A 13837-nucleotide genomic window follows, 5' to 3' on the forward strand; every position below is an offset into this window, starting at 1 on the left:
CCCCATGAACGCACTGGCACCCGCAGAACCCCAGGCTGAAGAGACCTCCGGGCGGGAATCGGCTGATTCCCCCTTGGAGGGTTTCCGCATTGGCGTGACCTCGCACCGGCGCTCCCAGGACCTCATCGAGGCCCTCGAACGCCGCGGCGCGGAAGTGTTGCACGCACCGGCCCTGAAAATCGCCCCGGTGCAGGAGGACATCCGCCTCATTGAGGACACCAAGGCCATCATCGCCGCACGCCCGGACCTCTGCATCGCCACCACCGCCTACGGCATGCGCCGCTGGTGCGAGGCTGCCGACTCGTTCGGCATCGGTGAGGCCCTGCTGGAAACCCTGGCAGCCTGCCGCATGTTCGTCCGGGGGCCCAAGGCCCGCGGCGCCGTCCGCGCGGCCGGGCTGGCCGACGTCGGAATCAGCAGCGACGAAACCACCGCGACGCTGGTGGACATGCTGCTGGCCGAAGGCGTCCGCGGCAAGACCGTCGCCGTCCAGCTGCACGGCTACACGGATGTCCGGCAGCTCGAGCGGCTGCGTATGTCCGGCGCCACCGTCCTGACGGTGACACCCTACCGCTGGGTCAAGCCCGACGGCGAGGACAAACTCCCCCGGCTCATCGAGGCTGCCTGCAGCGGAAACCTGGATGTCCTGACCTTCACCAGTGCACCCGCAGTGGACGCGATGTGGAGCACCGCCCACGAAATGGGTGTCTATAAGCAGCTGATCGAAAGCCTGAAAACCAACGTCACCACGGCAGTGGTTGGCCCGGTCACCGCGCAGCCCCTGCTCGACGCCGGGATCACCCCGCTCATCCCGGAGCGGTTCCGGATGGGTGCCCTCATCAGGCTGGTGTGCGAGCACCTCGCCCTTAACCACGTGCGCCGCCTGGACACGAGGTCGGGCAACATCGAGCTGCGCGGCCGCAGCCTGCGGATCGACGGGCAACAGGTTGAACTGGCCCCGGCGCCGCTGCTTCTGCTCCGCGCCCTGCTGGGTGCCGGCGGGGCGGTGCTGTCCCGCGAATCGCTGTCCGAACTTCTTGAGCTGAGGGGTTCGGTCCACGCCCTGGACATGACAGTCAGCCGGCTGCGCTCCTCGCTGCCGGATGGCCGCCTGGTGGAAACCGTGGTCAAGAGGGGCTACCGGATCCGCGTCTAAGGGCGCGGGTTCCTGCCCGTTTGTGTCATTGCGGACCATAGTGAGAGGTGCGTCACGGGTTCTGTTACCGGCCGGTAAACGTTGGCGAACAAAGGGCGTTTTGCCAGCAACAGCGGGGAAACACGCCGGAAAAGCCGTCCGCCTACGCTGGGATTCATCACGAATTCCCGGCCGCTCCTGCGGCCGCCAGCGAAAGGGCCAGCACATGTCCGCTCCGGCACCGTCCACCTCATCCACTCCGGCACCGCGCATCGTCATCGCCGGTGCCGGGCCGGCCGCGCAGGCACTGGTCCGCCAGTTGGACGGTGCCAGGTTCCGCGGAACCATCACAGTGCTCAGCAACCGGGACGACGCCCCGGCGGAACTACTCGACCTGGCAGAACTGCCCCAGGTATCGGTCCGCTTCGGCCAGCCCGCCAGTTTTATCGACGCGGACAGCCGCACTGTCACCACGGCCGATGGCATGGAATTCAGCTACGACGAACTGGTCATCGCCACCGGCTCAGCGCCCGCCGCGTCCCCCGTGGCGGGCGCCGGCCGCTGCCTGAGCTACTCAACCATCGATGATGCTGCCCGGATCGGCGACGCCGTCAAGGAAGTGACGCGGTCATTGGGCAGGCGGCCGCTGGGGATCCTGGTGGGAACCGGAGCCGCCGCCGGACAGGCTGAGGCAGTGTTGCGCGCCCGCGGAGTCAGGCCCATCCGCACCACGGTCCGGCCCACCGCAGTGGTGCACTCCATCGCCGGCGCCGGGCTGACCGCGGCCGGGATTGTCTTCGAGGACGGCAGCAGCATGAACGGTGACCTGGTGGTCCTTGCGGAAGAAAGGGTCTCGCGTGACGGCCTCGCCGCCAGCGCCGGACTCGCCACCGCCCCCAACGGCGGGATCGCCATCACCAAGGACTACCGCACGTCGGTCCCGGGGGTCTGGGCCATCGGTGACGCCGCAGCGTTCGACGGCGTCCGGCTGGGCCTGCTGGTTGCTGCCGCGTCCGCCGCCGGCGCCTGCGCCACGCAGCTCATGACGGCCGTGGCGACGGAACAACGCGTTCCGGTGGCCGCCTGACCCCCATACACAGCAACGCGGGGTCACATCCGGCCCAATGAGGCAGCGTCTTTGGGCCGGATGTGACCCCGCGTTGCCCTGTGACAAGATTGGTCCCGAAACGGGTTAAGGACCCGCGCCACCCGGCCCACGAGGCCCCCGGAAAGGACCATCATGATGAGCAACGAAGCCACTCCCGCCGCGCAGCCGTCCACCGGCACGCAGCAGGCCCCGGGCAACATCGCTTCCTTCATTGACCACACCCTGCTTAAGCCCGAGGCCAGCGAGGCGGAGATCCTCAAGGTCTGCGCCGAAGCCGCCGAGTACCGGTTCAAATCCGTCTGCGTCAACCCCGTCTGGGTGAAGACGGTCAAGAAAGCGCTCAAGGGATCCGGCGTCCTGACCTGCTCGGTGGTCGGTTTCCCGCTGGGAGCCACGCCCACTGACGTCAAGACATTCGAGGCCAGGGGTGCGGTCCTGGACGGTGCCGACGAGGTCGACATGGTCATCAACATCGCCGCAGCCCGGGCCGGCGACAAAGGCGCCCTCGTTGAGGACATCACGGCCGTCGCCGAAGCGGTGCATGCCAGCGATGCCATCCTGAAGGTCATCATCGAGACGGCCCTCCTCGACGACGCCCAGAAAGTCCTCGCCTGCGAGGCGGCCGTGGAGGCCGGCGCAGACTTCGTCAAGACCTCCACCGGCTTCAACGGCGGCGGCGCCACGGTGGAGGACATCGCGCTGATGCGCCGGACCGTAGGCCCGGATCTGGGCGTCAAGGCGTCCGGCGGTGTACGGTCCCTGGCCGACGCGCAGGCTATGATTGCTGCAGGTGCAACACGTATTGGTGCCAGCTCCGGGATTGCGATCGTCAAGGGTGAACAGGGTTCATCCGGCTACTGATCCGGGCCCGGAAGCCGCCACAATTTTGAGCCCCGCGGGGCCAAGGAGGAAAGAATGTCCAGCAAGACCACAGCGTCCGGCGTCACCACTGTCCAGACCCCGGAAAACGAGAACAGCCTCGTCACCAGCATCGTCCTGTTTGCCGTCATGATGGCCCTCTTCCTTGGCGCCATCTACTCGCTGTCCTTCCTGACGCTCGGCAACCCGTGGCCGATGGCCGTCTGCCTGGGCCTCTTTGCCCTGGCGTTCTGGATCCCGCAGACCATCACCGGCCGTTCCGACTCTGCCGGCGAGCACTAACAAACTCCTTTGTAAAAGCAACGCGGGGTCACTTCCCGCCCATTATCAGTGATTTATTGGGCGTAAAGTGACCCCGCGTTGGTTATTTCCAAGAACCAAAAAGGCTGCTGAACAGGCCCGTTCCCAGTGACAACGCGGCCGGGAAATGCGACTTCGCCAAAGCCCAGGCCGCCACGCACATGCCCACCATGGCGTACGCGCTCACCGGGATCAGCACCAACCACTCCCGCCGGGAGCCGGCGCGGCCCAGCAAGGGCAGCGAAAAGGCACCGTTGGCTTTCCAGACATCGTTGATCACGGGAAGCTTCCGCAGGAACCTGGGCGGTTTGATCACTATCGGCCACAGCAGCGGGACGCCTCCGGTGGTGATCATGTCGCCCACGATGTGGACCACCACCCCTGTCAGCATCGACACAGGAAGCCAGGTCCACTGCTCCGGCGCGAACCAGGTGACCAGTCCGGCCATCGTCAGGGCGAACACCCAGTTGCTGATGAAGCCGGATTTGGGGAACAGCTTCAGCGCCTTTGCCGCGATGTTGATCATGAACATGCACAGCAGGCCGGCACCGACAGACAGCAGGCCCCAGCCGGTCTGCAGCTGGAACTGCCCGGCCACCATGGCCAGCAGCACAAAGAAGACCGCGCCCAGCACCGAATGCGTGCCCTGCCGGTGCCCGCCGCTGGCGTTCTCAATCCCCACGGCAATCACGTTGGACAGCGGCGGCAGGGAATTGGCCACCGTGCTGTGGCGGTGGTCCCAGTCGCACACCAGCGCTGTTCCCGCCGTCGCCATGCCGCCGATCAGGATGCCGGTGGCATCCAGCGGATACCAGCCCAGGGTGTACGGCCCGGTCGAGGCAATAGCTACCCACGCCGCGGCTCCCGACGCCGCGTGATGTCCTCCCATCAAGGCTTACCCCACCGCCAGCGGGGCGTCGGAGAAAATGTTCCGGATAACGCCGTTGGCCCATTCCAGGATTTCGGCGTCCTGCAGGTCCCGGCCACCGATCTTTGCGGTCTTCGGCTTCGGAATAAGGACGGCGTCCAGGGCAGGCTTGGGCTGCGATCCCGGGTACATCCTGGCCAGGCGCATCACCTTGGACTCAGGGAGCTGCGCCGGCGAGAACTTGATGAAGTTGCCTTGCAGTGCGACGTCGGAGAGGCCGGCCTCGCGGGCGCCCACCCGGAAACGGGCCACGGCGATCAGGTTCTGGACCGGCAGCGGAGGCTCCCCGTAGCGGTCCACGAGCTCGGCCTGGACCTCTTCGATGGCTTCATTCGTCAGGGCAGAGGCCAGCTTGCGGTAGGCCTCCAGGCGCAGCCGCTCCCCCGGGACGTAGTCGTGCGGCAGGTGGGCGTTCACCGGCAGCTCGATCTTCATTTCGGCGGCCTTTTCCTCGGCATCGCCCCTGTAATCGGCCACTGCCTCGCCCACGAGGCGGATGTAGAGGTCGAAGCCCACGCCCTGGATGTGGCCCGACTGCTCGCCGCCCAGCAGGTTGCCCGCGCCGCGGATTTCGAGGTCCTTCATGGCCAGCTGCATGCCGGCACCGAGCTCGTTGTGCGTGGCCACGGCTTTGAGCCGCTCCAGCGCCACCTCGCCCAGCGGCTTTTCCGACGGGTACAGGAAGTAGGCGTAGGCGCGTTCACGGCCGCGGCCCACCCGGCCACGGAGCTGGTGCAGCTGGGAGAGGCCGTACTTGTCGGCGCCGTCCACAATCAGCGTGTTCGCGTTGGAGATGTCCAGGCCGGTTTCGATGATAGTGGTGCATACCAGCACGTCGAACCGCTTCTCCCAGAAGTCCACGATGATCTGCTCCAGCCGGCTTTCGGACATCTGCCCGTGCGCCACCTCGACGCGCGCCTCCGGCACAAGTTCCCGGACCTTCGCGGCCGTCCGCTCGATGGTGGACACCCGGTTGTGCACCAGGAACACCTGTCCCTCGCGCATCAGCTCACGGCGGATTGCCGCCGAGGTCTGCTTGTCCGTGTACGGGCCCACGTAGGTGAGCACCGGGTGGCGTTCCTCCGGCGGCGTGGCCAGCGTGGAGGTCTCCCGGATGCCGGTCAGCGACATCTCCAGGGTCCTCGGAATCGGGGTGGCGCTCATGGCCAGGACGTCCACGTTGGTGCGCATTTTCTTCAGCGCTTCCTTGTGCTCGACGCCAAAGCGCTGTTCCTCGTCCACGATCACCAGGCCAAGGTCCTTGAACGCGAAGTCCTTGGACAGCAGCCGGTGCGTGCCGATGACAACGTCCACGGAGCCGCTCTTGACGCCTTCCACGGTTTCCTTGGACTCCTTGGCCCCCTGGAACCGTGAGAGTGCCTTGACCCGCAAGGGGAAACCGGAGAAGCGCTCGGTGAAGGTCTCGTAGTGCTGCTGGGCGAGCAGGGTGGTGGGCACCAGGACTGCCACCTGTTTGCCGTCCTGGACCGCCTTGAACGCCGCACGGACTGCGATCTCGGTCTTGCCGTAGCCCACGTCGCCGGAAACCAGGCGGTCCATGGGGATCTCCCGCTCCATGTCCGCCTTAACCTCGTTGATGGTGGTCAGCTGGTCCGGTGTCTCCACGTACGGGAAGGCTTCCTCCAGCTCCCGCTGCCACGGGGTGTCCGGGCCGAAGGCGTGGCCGCGGGACGCCATCCGGGCGGAGTACAGCCGGATCAGCTCGCCGGCGATCTCCTTGACGGCCTTGCGCGCCTTGGACTTGGTGCTGGCCCAGTCCGAGCCGCCCATCTTGCTGAGCACGGGCGTGTCACCGCCGACGTAGCGGGTCACCTGGTCCAGCTGGTCGGTAGGGACGAACAGCCGGTCGCCGGGGGCACCGCGCTTGGAGGGGGCGTATTCGAGGACGAGGTATTCGCGGACGCCGTCCCCGCCGCCGGACACCTTGCGCTGGATCAGCTCCACAAAACGGCCGATGCCGTGCTGCTCGTGGACCACGTGGTCGCCGCCCACGAGCTGCAGCGGGTCAACGGCGTTGCGCCGCTTGGACGGCATGCGGCGCATGTCCTTCGTGGACCCGGCGGAGGTCCGGCCCAACAGGTCGGCTTCGGTCAGCAGGCCCAGTTTGAGGCTGTCCAGGACAAAACCTCGTCCGACGGCGGCAGTGGTCACCTCGATGATGCCCGCCTGGGGTTCCTGGTCCAGGGTGTCCACCCTGGCGCAGGGGATGTCGGCGTCGTGGAACAGTTCCGCCAGGCGCTGCGCCGGTCCCGGCCCTTCGGTGGCCACCACGATGCGCCACTGGTCCCGGACGTGCGAGCCGATGAAGTCCATCATTTCGGCCACATCGCCCTGGTAGCCGCGCGGTTCCCGGGCGTGCAGGTTCAGGACGTCGATCTCCGGAAGCAGTTCTTCGTCGGTGGCCAGGGACGTAATGGACCACCAGGAGACGCTGTGCTCCAGGGCGGAGCTGCGGGTCTCGGCCAGCGAGCGGAAGCTGGCGGAGTGCAGGGCGGCCGACGCCTGCGAGGTCAGATCCAGGGGCGCGGTTCCGCCGTCGGACGCCGTGGACCATGCCGCTTCCAGGAATTCCTCGTTGGTGGCGGCGAGGTCGTGGGCGCGGGTGCGGACCTTTTCCGGTTCGATGACCACGGAGATGGAGCCGGCGGGCAGCTGGTCCACGAACGGGACCATCGCGTCCACCAGGACCGGCGCCAGGGATTCCATGCCTTCAACGGCGATGCCGCCGGCGATCTTCTCCAGCATGTCAGCGGCGGCGGGAAGCTGCGGTTTCAGGGTGGCCGCGCGTGACATGACCGAGGGCGTGATCAGGATTTCGCGGCAGGGCGGGGCGTGCAGGACGGTGGGGTGGTGCAGGCCCGGTGAGGACAGCGAGCGCTGGTCGGCGACGGCGAACCATCGCATCTGGTCCACTTCGTCGCCGAAGAATTCCACCCGGATGGGGTGGTCCTCGGTGGGCGGGAAGACGTCGATGATTCCGCCGCGGACGGCAAACTCGCCACGGTGGGTCACCATGTCCACCCTCGCGTAGGCGGCGTCTGCGAGGCGCCGCACCACGTCGGAGAACGGGATGTCCTGGCCCACTGTCAGGGTGACCGGCACCAGTTCACCCAGGCCGGCCACGACCGGCTGGACCACGGCGCGGACCGGTGCCACCACCACGCGCAGCGGGCCCGCCGTCGATGTTTCGGGATGCGCCAGCCTGCGCAGGACTGACAGCCTGCGGCCCACGGTGTCTGAACGCGGCGAAAGGCGCTCGTGCGGCAGGGTTTCCCAGCTGGGGAACTCGGCCACCGCATCGGCGGGCAGGTACGCGCGCAGGGCTGCCGTCAGGTCCTCCGCTTCGCGCCCCGTCGCGGTGACAGCCAGCACCACCGCCGGGATCCCGCCGTCGGGCGTTCCCTCCCCGGCGCCGGCGGCGGCCAGGCCGTCCGCCATCTCTGCCAGCAGGACCGCACGCAGGCCTGCCGGTGCGCTGATCTGGTAGTCCTGGCCACGGACGTCGAATCCCCTGGCAGCCTCTGCCTGGACCCGGGCGAAGGCCTGGTCCCCGGCCAGGACACGGCGCAGTCCGTCAAGCGACGGGCCGGGATGGGAGGTACCGGTGCTGGAGGCGCTCGGGCTCATGGCAGAAACTCCTGTGGTGTTCAACGGATCGCAGGCAACACGAAAGCCCGAAATTCGCTTCGAATCCCGGGTCATCCCAGCCTACCCCCGCGGCACGGGAGATTAGGCTTTCAGGACCAGGGCCGTCCGAACACCCCGCCGCTCCGAATCGCAGTATGACAAGAAGGAGTCAACATGACCGGCACACCCGAGACATCCCAGCCCGGCGCAGCCAAAACTGTCCTCGTGACGGGAGCCACCGGATACATCGGCGGCCGCCTGGTGCCGCGGCTCCTGGAGGCCGGCCACACCGTGAAGGTGCTGGTCCGGACACCGGCGAAGATCGCCGGCGTGCCATGGCTCGGGGACGTCGAAGTGGTCCAGAGCAGCCTCGACGACGGCGACGCACTGCAGGCTGCGCTGGCAGGCGTCGACGTGCTGTACTACCTGGTCCATTCCATGGCTGCCGGGGCCGGCTTCGAGTCCAAGGAAAAAGCCATGGCGGAGACTGCCGCCCGGGCGGCCGCCGATGCAGGGGTCAACCGGATCGTCTACCTGGGCGGCCTGCACCCGTCCAACGTGGAGCTGTCCACCCACATGCGCTCCCGGGAGGCAGTGGGAAAGGTGTTCCTGGACAGCCCCGTGGACGCCGTGGTCTTCCAGGCCGGCGTGGTGATCGGTTCCGGATCCGCCTCGTTCGAGATGATCCGGCACCTGTCCGAAGCGCTCCCGCTGATGCCGGCACCGAGCTGGGTCCGCAACAGGATCGAAGCCATCGCCGTCCGGGACGTGCTGCATTACCTGGTGGGCGCCGCGTCCCTGCAGGGACAGATCAACCGCACGTTCGACATCGGCTGCCGGCAGGTGCTCAGCTACGCGGGCATGATGAAGGAGTACGCCGCCGAAGCCGGACTGCCGCACCGCCTGGTGCTCGCCCTGCCAATCCCGGCCCCCAAGCTCGCCGGCATGTGGGTGGCCCTGACCACTCCCATTCCGCTGTCCATGTCGCTGCCCCTCGTCCAGTCTCTGCAGCACGACGCCGTCTCCCGGGAGCACGACATCGATTCCGGCATTCCCGTACCTGAAGGCGGCCTGACCCCCTACCGGCGGGCCGTGGCACTGGCCCTGGGCAAGGAGCGTGACGGCCAGGTGGAGACCACCTGGGCGAACGCCGGAGCCGACGCCGATCCCCTGCCCAGTGATCCGGACTGGGCGGGCCACACGGTCTTCATGGACGAACGGACCTTCCACGGGGACGTCGACCCCGCCCATGTGTGGACCATCATCGAGGGCATCGGAGGCCGGAACGGCTGGTATTCGCTGCCGCTGGCATGGCAGGTGCGGGGCTGGCTGGACAAGCTCACCGGCGGCGCCGGGCTCCTGCGGGGGCGCCGGCACCCCGGCAACCTGGCATCCGGCGAAGTGGTGGACTGGTGGCGCGTCGAACGGATAGAGCGCGGAAAACTGCTGCGCCTGCGCGCCGAGATGCGCGCCCCCGGACGCGCCTGGCTGGAGCTGTCCGTCGAGCCCGACGGCACGGGAAGCCGCTACCGGCAGCGGGCCATTTTCTTCCCCAAGGGCCTCAGCGGAAGGCTCTACTGGCTGGCGGTTCTGCCCTTCCACAGCCTCATATTTCCTGCGATGTCGCGCAATATCACAGCCGCCGCCCAGAAACTTGCCAGTGCGGAAGAGGCGCCGCGGACCCCGTAGGATGTGTGGAGCAAAAAGCGTTCTGACCCCACATCCCTGGAGGACCCATGGCACTGAGTGCAACCACCACCCTTCCGCACGCCGTCGACACCGTCGCTGCAGTTTTCATCAACGAGGACTTCCAGCGTCACACGAGTGAATTCGTTGGCGGCACCCTGGAGTCGTTCGCGGTGGACGGCGATACCGCCGGCGCCTTCAGCACTACGTCGGTCCGCACCCTGCCCACCACCCGGCTGCCGGAAATTGCCCGCAAGTTCGTGGGTGACAAGCTCACGGTCACCCAGGTGGAAAACTGGGACGCCCCTGCCGCTGACGGTTCGCGCCAGAGCAACATCACGCTGAAGATCGCCGGCGCTCCCCTCGACGTGACGGCAGTCCAGCGGCTCGTGGCAGAGGGCGGCAGCACCCGCGTAGAGCTGGAAGGAAACGTCACATCCTCCGTCCCGTTCCTGGGCGGCAAGATCGCCGACGCAGCCGAGCCCATGGTGGCCAAGGCCCTGAACATCCAGTCACAGCAGGCCCAGGCCTGGCTGGAAAGCCACTAAGGCGATGCAACTCCCCGTGTTTGCGGCCATTCTGCTGGTCATCGCCGGCGTCTGGTCCCTCTCGGTCTGGCCGCAGTTCCTGCGCCGGGTGATGAAGGATCCCCGGGCGCGGGACGCTGCGGGCAAGGCCACGAAGTTCCTGACGGTACATCTCGTGCTCGTCAGCATCTCCATGGTGCTGGGTGCTGCCACTGCCGTGATCGGGGTTATGGCACTGCTCGGCTAGACTGGTTGGAGGTGCGCCGGGAAGTCTGGTCGGCAATATGTTTGTCGACCCCTTGACCAGGAGCCAGCATGGCAAAGCGCCCTTCCCGACCAGCCCTCGCCACGAGGGTCCTCAGTCGCTCGAGCTACCCCGAATACCTTCGGATCTCCGAAATCCTCAGGCTGGAGACAGTTGGCGGAGCCCTCCTCCTGGTGGCCACGGCCGCGGCCCTCATCTGGGCCAACTCGCCGGCGGCTGACGGGTACTTCGCGCTCCGGGGCATGTTGTTCGGCTACGAGCCCTGGCACCTGCAGCTCTCGCTGGGGCACTGGGCGTCGGACGGGCTCCTGGCCATCTTCTTTTTTATCGCCGGCCTGGAGCTCAAACGGGAGTTTGTCTCCGGTGAACTGCGGAACATGTCCAAAGCAGTGGTCCCCGTGGCGGCGGCCGTGGGCGGCGTCGCAGTTCCGGCCGTGGTCTACACGCTGCTGAACCTGGGCCAGGGTGCGGAAAGCCTGCGTGGCTGGGCGATTCCCACCGCCACGGACATTGCGTTCGCCCTGGCGGTCCTGGCAGTGATCAACACCCACCTGCCGGCCGCCCTCCGGACGTTCCTGCTCACGCTCGCCGTGGTGGATGACCTGCTGGCGATCGGCATCATCGCCTTCTTCTACTCGTCCGGATTGCAGCCGGCGCTGCTGCTGGCCGCATTGGTCCCGCTCGGACTGTTCACGCTTCTGGTCCAGAAAAGGGTCCGCAGCTGGTACCTTCTCCTCCCGCTCGCGGCGGCGACGTGGGGGCTCGTCCACGCCTCAGGCATCCACGCCACTGTGGCCGGGGTGTTGCTCGGCTTCGCGGTCCCCGTCCTGGCATCGCGGAAACGCGGCGAAACCGGGCCCGGAATGGCTGAATCCCTGGAACACCGGCTCCGCCCGCTCTCGGCGGGTTTTGCCGTTCCCGTCTTTGCGTTCTTTTCGGCCGGAGTGGCCCTTGGCGGGTTCGACGGTTTCCGGTCGGCGTTGGCGGACCCAGTGGCCCTGGGAATCGTCGCGGCGCTGGTGGCCGGAAAGACCGTGGGCGTCTTTGGCACAACATTCCTGGTGACCAAAACAACCAGGGCAAAGCTCGACGACGGCCTCGCCTGGATCGACGTGGCAGGCCTTGCGCTGTTGGCCGGCGTGGGGTTCACAGTGTCGCTGCTGATCGCCGAGCTGAGTTTCGGTGCCGGCTCCGCGCATGATGACCACGCGAAGGTGGCCATCCTGACAGGTTCACTGGTTGCGGCGCTGCTCGCCACGGTGGTCCTCCGGCTGCGTAACCGCCACTACCGAACCGTGGAGGAAGCGGAACAGCGCGACGCTGACGGCGACGGCGTCCCGGACCTTTTCGAGCGGACCTCCTGACGGCCGCGGGCCGGTCCGGCCCTCTCAGGCCTAGGCTGCCTGGTTCAGGGCGTCCTCGGCTGCCACCCACGAAATCATGGCGCACTTGACCCGCGCGGCGTAACGGGCGACGCCCTCGAACGCGGCCGCGTCGCCCAGGATTTCAGGATCGGCATGGATTTTGCCGCGGGACCGCAGGACTTCGCGGAAGTTGTCGATGACCGCGTGGAGTTCGTCCACGGACAGCCCCTCGGCCAGCTCGCTCAGGACAGAGGCTGAGGCCATGGAGATGGAGCATCCTTCCCCGTCCCAGGAAATCTGCGCGACCTTACCGTCCTCCACGGCCACCCGAAGGGTGACTTCGTCGCCGCAGACAGGATTGAGCTGGTGCGATTGCCCCGTGGACGCACCCTCGGGTGCAGCCACGCCGGCCAGGCCGCTGCCGTGGCGGACTTTGGAATGGTCGATGATGATTTGCTGGTACAGCTGGTCCAGGCTCATGTCGTATACCTTTGGTGTTTGCTCTAGGCGCGGAAGTAGGACCGGACTCCGGCTACGGATTCCAGGAACGCGTCGACGTCGTCGGTGGTGTTGTACAGGTAGGCGCTGGCCCGTGTGGTTGCGGTCAGTCCCAGGCGGCGGTGAAGCGGCTGGGCACAATGGTGCCCCACCCTGACGGCGATACCCTGCGAATCAAGGAACTGGCCGACGTCATGGGCGTGTACGCCGTCAACAGCGAAGGCCGCGAGTCCGATCCGCTCCTGCCCTGCGGCGGGGCCAAGGACACGTATCCCGGGAATGTTTTCCAGCCCGGCAACCATACGCTGCCCGAGTTCCGACTCCCAGCGGTGGACCCGCTCCAGGCCCGTTTCGGTGAGGTAGTTCGCCGCGGCCGCCAGGGCAACAGCCTGGGAGATCCGCTGCGTGCCGGCTTCAAACCGCTGCGGAGCCGGCAGATATTCTGCCCGCTCCATGGTGACCGTGGTGATCATGGAGCCACCGGTCAGGAACGGCGGCAGGATGTCGAGGATCTCCTGTTTGCCGTACAGCACGCCGATTCCGGTGGGCGCAAGCATCTTGTGGCCGGAGAAGACCGCGAAATCCACATCCAGCGCTTTGACGTCCAAGGGCAGGTGCGGGGCGGACTGGCACGCATCCAGGACAACCAGGGCTCCGGCATTCCGGCCCAGCTCCACCAGTTCCTGGACGGGGTTGATGGTGCCCAGCACGTTCGAGGCGTGCGTAAAGGCAAGGACCTTGGTCCGCTTTCCCAGGATCTCGGCCGCTTGGTCCATCCGCAGGCTGCCTGCGTCGTCGATGGGGATGTAGCGGAGTGTAGCGCCGGTCCGGAAGGCAAGTTCCTGCCAGGGGATCAGATTGGCGTGGTGCTCCATTTCGGTGACCACGATCTGGTCGCCCGGCCCCACTGCGAGGTCCTTGAGCCCGGCATCGCCCCGGCCCTGCGCAGCCCACAGGGCAGCGTTGGAGAGCGCGTAGCTGACCAGGTTGAGGCCTTCGGTGGCGTTGGAAGTCCATACCGTTTCGGAGTAGTCAGCTCCGATGTAGTCGGCCACAGTCTGGCGGGCGTCTTCGAAGACTTCGGTGGCTTCCACGGCAAGGAAGTGTGCGCCGCGGTGCACCGCGGCGTTCCGCTGCTCATAGAATTCCTGCTCTGCCTCGATGACGCTGACGGGGTTCTGCGAGGTGGCTCCGGAATCGAGGTAGATCAGCGGACGGCCATTGACCAGTTGGCCAAGGACCGGGAAGTCGTTCCGTATCCGCAGCACTTCGGCGTTGTCCATGGCCGGCAAAGCCCGTTCCAGCGTGGCTGGGGTTGTTACTACGGCCAACACTCACTCCTTGAGATGTCAATGGATGACACTCAATTGTCCCACAGCACGGCTGTGGCGGCGCCCCTGCGGGGCAGCCGCCACAGTCGTTCCGGGCTTCAGCCGGAAAGTGGAGGGCCGGCGACGGCTGGGGGGAGAGCCTCGGTCTCAGAAGACTCTGACGTCGCC

General features: G+C 67.0%; 12 protein-coding genes. 8 read left to right on the forward strand and 4 right to left on the reverse strand.

Going from position 1 to position 13837, the window contains the following annotated elements; genetic code table 11:
* Positions 1-4: 4 nt before the first annotated feature.
* The 4 genes from J2X42_RS19125 to J2X42_RS19140 all read left to right on the forward strand — a co-directional run bounded on the left by J2X42_RS19125 (position 5) and on the right by J2X42_RS19140 (position 3404).
* On the forward strand, positions 5-1156 hold the full coding sequence (locus tag J2X42_RS19125; protein WP_131132610.1) for a uroporphyrinogen-III synthase: 1152 nt from the start codon (positions 5-7) through the stop codon (positions 1154-1156).
* 205 nt (positions 1157-1361) lie between these two features.
* Entirely contained in the window at positions 1362-2222 is an 861-nt protein-coding gene (locus J2X42_RS19130; RefSeq protein WP_310167470.1) for an FAD-dependent oxidoreductase, read from the forward strand.
* 156 nt (positions 2223-2378) lie between these two features.
* Positions 2379-3104: a deoxyribose-phosphate aldolase gene (gene deoC, locus J2X42_RS19135; protein ID WP_310167598.1), complete on the forward strand. Its 726-nt coding sequence runs from the start codon at positions 2379-2381 to the stop codon at positions 3102-3104.
* Between the two features lie 54 nt (positions 3105-3158).
* Complete coding sequence (locus tag J2X42_RS19140) at positions 3159-3404, forward strand: hypothetical protein (RefSeq protein WP_131132612.1); 246 nt, start codon at positions 3159-3161, stop codon at positions 3402-3404.
* Between the two features lie 82 nt (positions 3405-3486).
* On the opposite strand, the gene J2X42_RS19145 is transcribed toward J2X42_RS19140, so the two are convergent.
* Together J2X42_RS19145 and mfd are read right to left on the reverse strand one after the other, a co-directional pair.
* Positions 3487-4311, reverse strand: a complete 825-nt coding sequence (locus tag J2X42_RS19145; RefSeq protein WP_310167471.1) for a metal-dependent hydrolase — start codon at positions 4309-4311, stop codon at positions 3487-3489.
* A 6-nt stretch (positions 4312-4317) separates the two neighbouring features.
* The gene (gene mfd / locus J2X42_RS19150; RefSeq protein WP_310167472.1) at positions 4318-7998 is read right to left on the reverse strand and encodes a transcription-repair coupling factor; all 3681 of its coding nucleotides are present in this window, start codon (positions 7996-7998) and stop codon (positions 4318-4320) included.
* A 174-nt stretch (positions 7999-8172) separates the two neighbouring features.
* Here mfd and J2X42_RS19155 point away from each other — a divergent pair, with 174 nt between their 5' ends.
* The 4 genes from J2X42_RS19155 to nhaA all read left to right on the forward strand — a co-directional run bounded on the left by J2X42_RS19155 (position 8173) and on the right by nhaA (position 11840).
* Positions 8173-9687: an SDR family oxidoreductase gene (locus tag J2X42_RS19155; RefSeq protein WP_310167473.1), complete on the forward strand. Its 1515-nt coding sequence runs from the start codon at positions 8173-8175 to the stop codon at positions 9685-9687.
* Positions 9688-9734: 47 nt separating this feature from the next.
* On the forward strand, positions 9735-10232 hold the full coding sequence (locus tag J2X42_RS19160) for a DUF2505 domain-containing protein (RefSeq protein ID WP_131132616.1): 498 nt from the start codon (positions 9735-9737) through the stop codon (positions 10230-10232).
* Between the two features lie 4 nt (positions 10233-10236).
* Positions 10237-10458: an SCO4848 family membrane protein gene (locus J2X42_RS19165; protein ID WP_310167474.1), complete on the forward strand. Its 222-nt coding sequence runs from the start codon at positions 10237-10239 to the stop codon at positions 10456-10458.
* A 68-nt stretch (positions 10459-10526) separates the two neighbouring features.
* Complete coding sequence (gene nhaA, locus J2X42_RS19170) at positions 10527-11840, forward strand: Na+/H+ antiporter NhaA (RefSeq protein WP_310167475.1); 1314 nt, start codon at positions 10527-10529, stop codon at positions 11838-11840.
* Between the two features lie 30 nt (positions 11841-11870).
* On the opposite strand, the gene sufU is transcribed toward nhaA, so the two are convergent.
* Together sufU and J2X42_RS19180 are read right to left on the reverse strand one after the other, a co-directional pair.
* Positions 11871-12320, reverse strand: a complete 450-nt coding sequence (gene sufU, locus J2X42_RS19175; RefSeq protein ID WP_310167476.1) for a Fe-S cluster assembly sulfur transfer protein SufU — start codon at positions 12318-12320, stop codon at positions 11871-11873.
* 23 nt (positions 12321-12343) lie between these two features.
* Positions 12344-13669, reverse strand: a complete 1326-nt coding sequence (locus J2X42_RS19180; RefSeq protein WP_310167477.1) for a SufS family cysteine desulfurase — start codon at positions 13667-13669, stop codon at positions 12344-12346.
* Positions 13670-13837 lie beyond the last annotated feature (168 nt).

This window comes from Arthrobacter sp. BE255 (assembly GCF_031457335.1).
Classification (GTDB): Bacteria; Actinomycetota; Actinomycetes; order Actinomycetales; family Micrococcaceae; genus Arthrobacter.

Bases quoted from the DNA above. Each gene is read 5' to 3' on its own strand.
- J2X42_RS19125 (WP_131132610.1), top strand. From the start codon at position 5: ATGAACGCACTGGCACCCGCAGAACCCCAGGCTGAAGAGACCTCCGGG.
- J2X42_RS19130 (WP_310167470.1), top strand. From the start codon at position 1,362: ATGTCCGCTCCGGCACCGTCCACCTCATCCACTCCGGCACCGCGCATC.
- deoC (WP_310167598.1), top strand. From the start codon at position 2,379: ATGAGCAACGAAGCCACTCCCGCCGCGCAGCCGTCCACCGGCACGCAG.
- J2X42_RS19140 (WP_131132612.1), top strand. From the start codon at position 3,159: ATGTCCAGCAAGACCACAGCGTCCGGCGTCACCACTGTCCAGACCCCG.
- J2X42_RS19145 (WP_310167471.1), bottom strand. From the start codon at position 4,311: ATGGGAGGACATCACGCGGCGTCGGGAGCCGCGGCGTGGGTAGCTATT.
- mfd (WP_310167472.1), bottom strand. From the start codon at position 7,998: ATGAGCCCGAGCGCCTCCAGCACCGGTACCTCCCATCCCGGCCCGTCG.
- J2X42_RS19155 (WP_310167473.1), top strand. From the start codon at position 8,173: ATGACCGGCACACCCGAGACATCCCAGCCCGGCGCAGCCAAAACTGTC.
- J2X42_RS19160 (WP_131132616.1), top strand. From the start codon at position 9,735: ATGGCACTGAGTGCAACCACCACCCTTCCGCACGCCGTCGACACCGTC.
- J2X42_RS19165 (WP_310167474.1), top strand. From the start codon at position 10,237: ATGCAACTCCCCGTGTTTGCGGCCATTCTGCTGGTCATCGCCGGCGTC.
- nhaA (WP_310167475.1), top strand. From the start codon at position 10,527: ATGGCAAAGCGCCCTTCCCGACCAGCCCTCGCCACGAGGGTCCTCAGT.
- sufU (WP_310167476.1), bottom strand. From the start codon at position 12,320: ATGAGCCTGGACCAGCTGTACCAGCAAATCATCATCGACCATTCCAAA.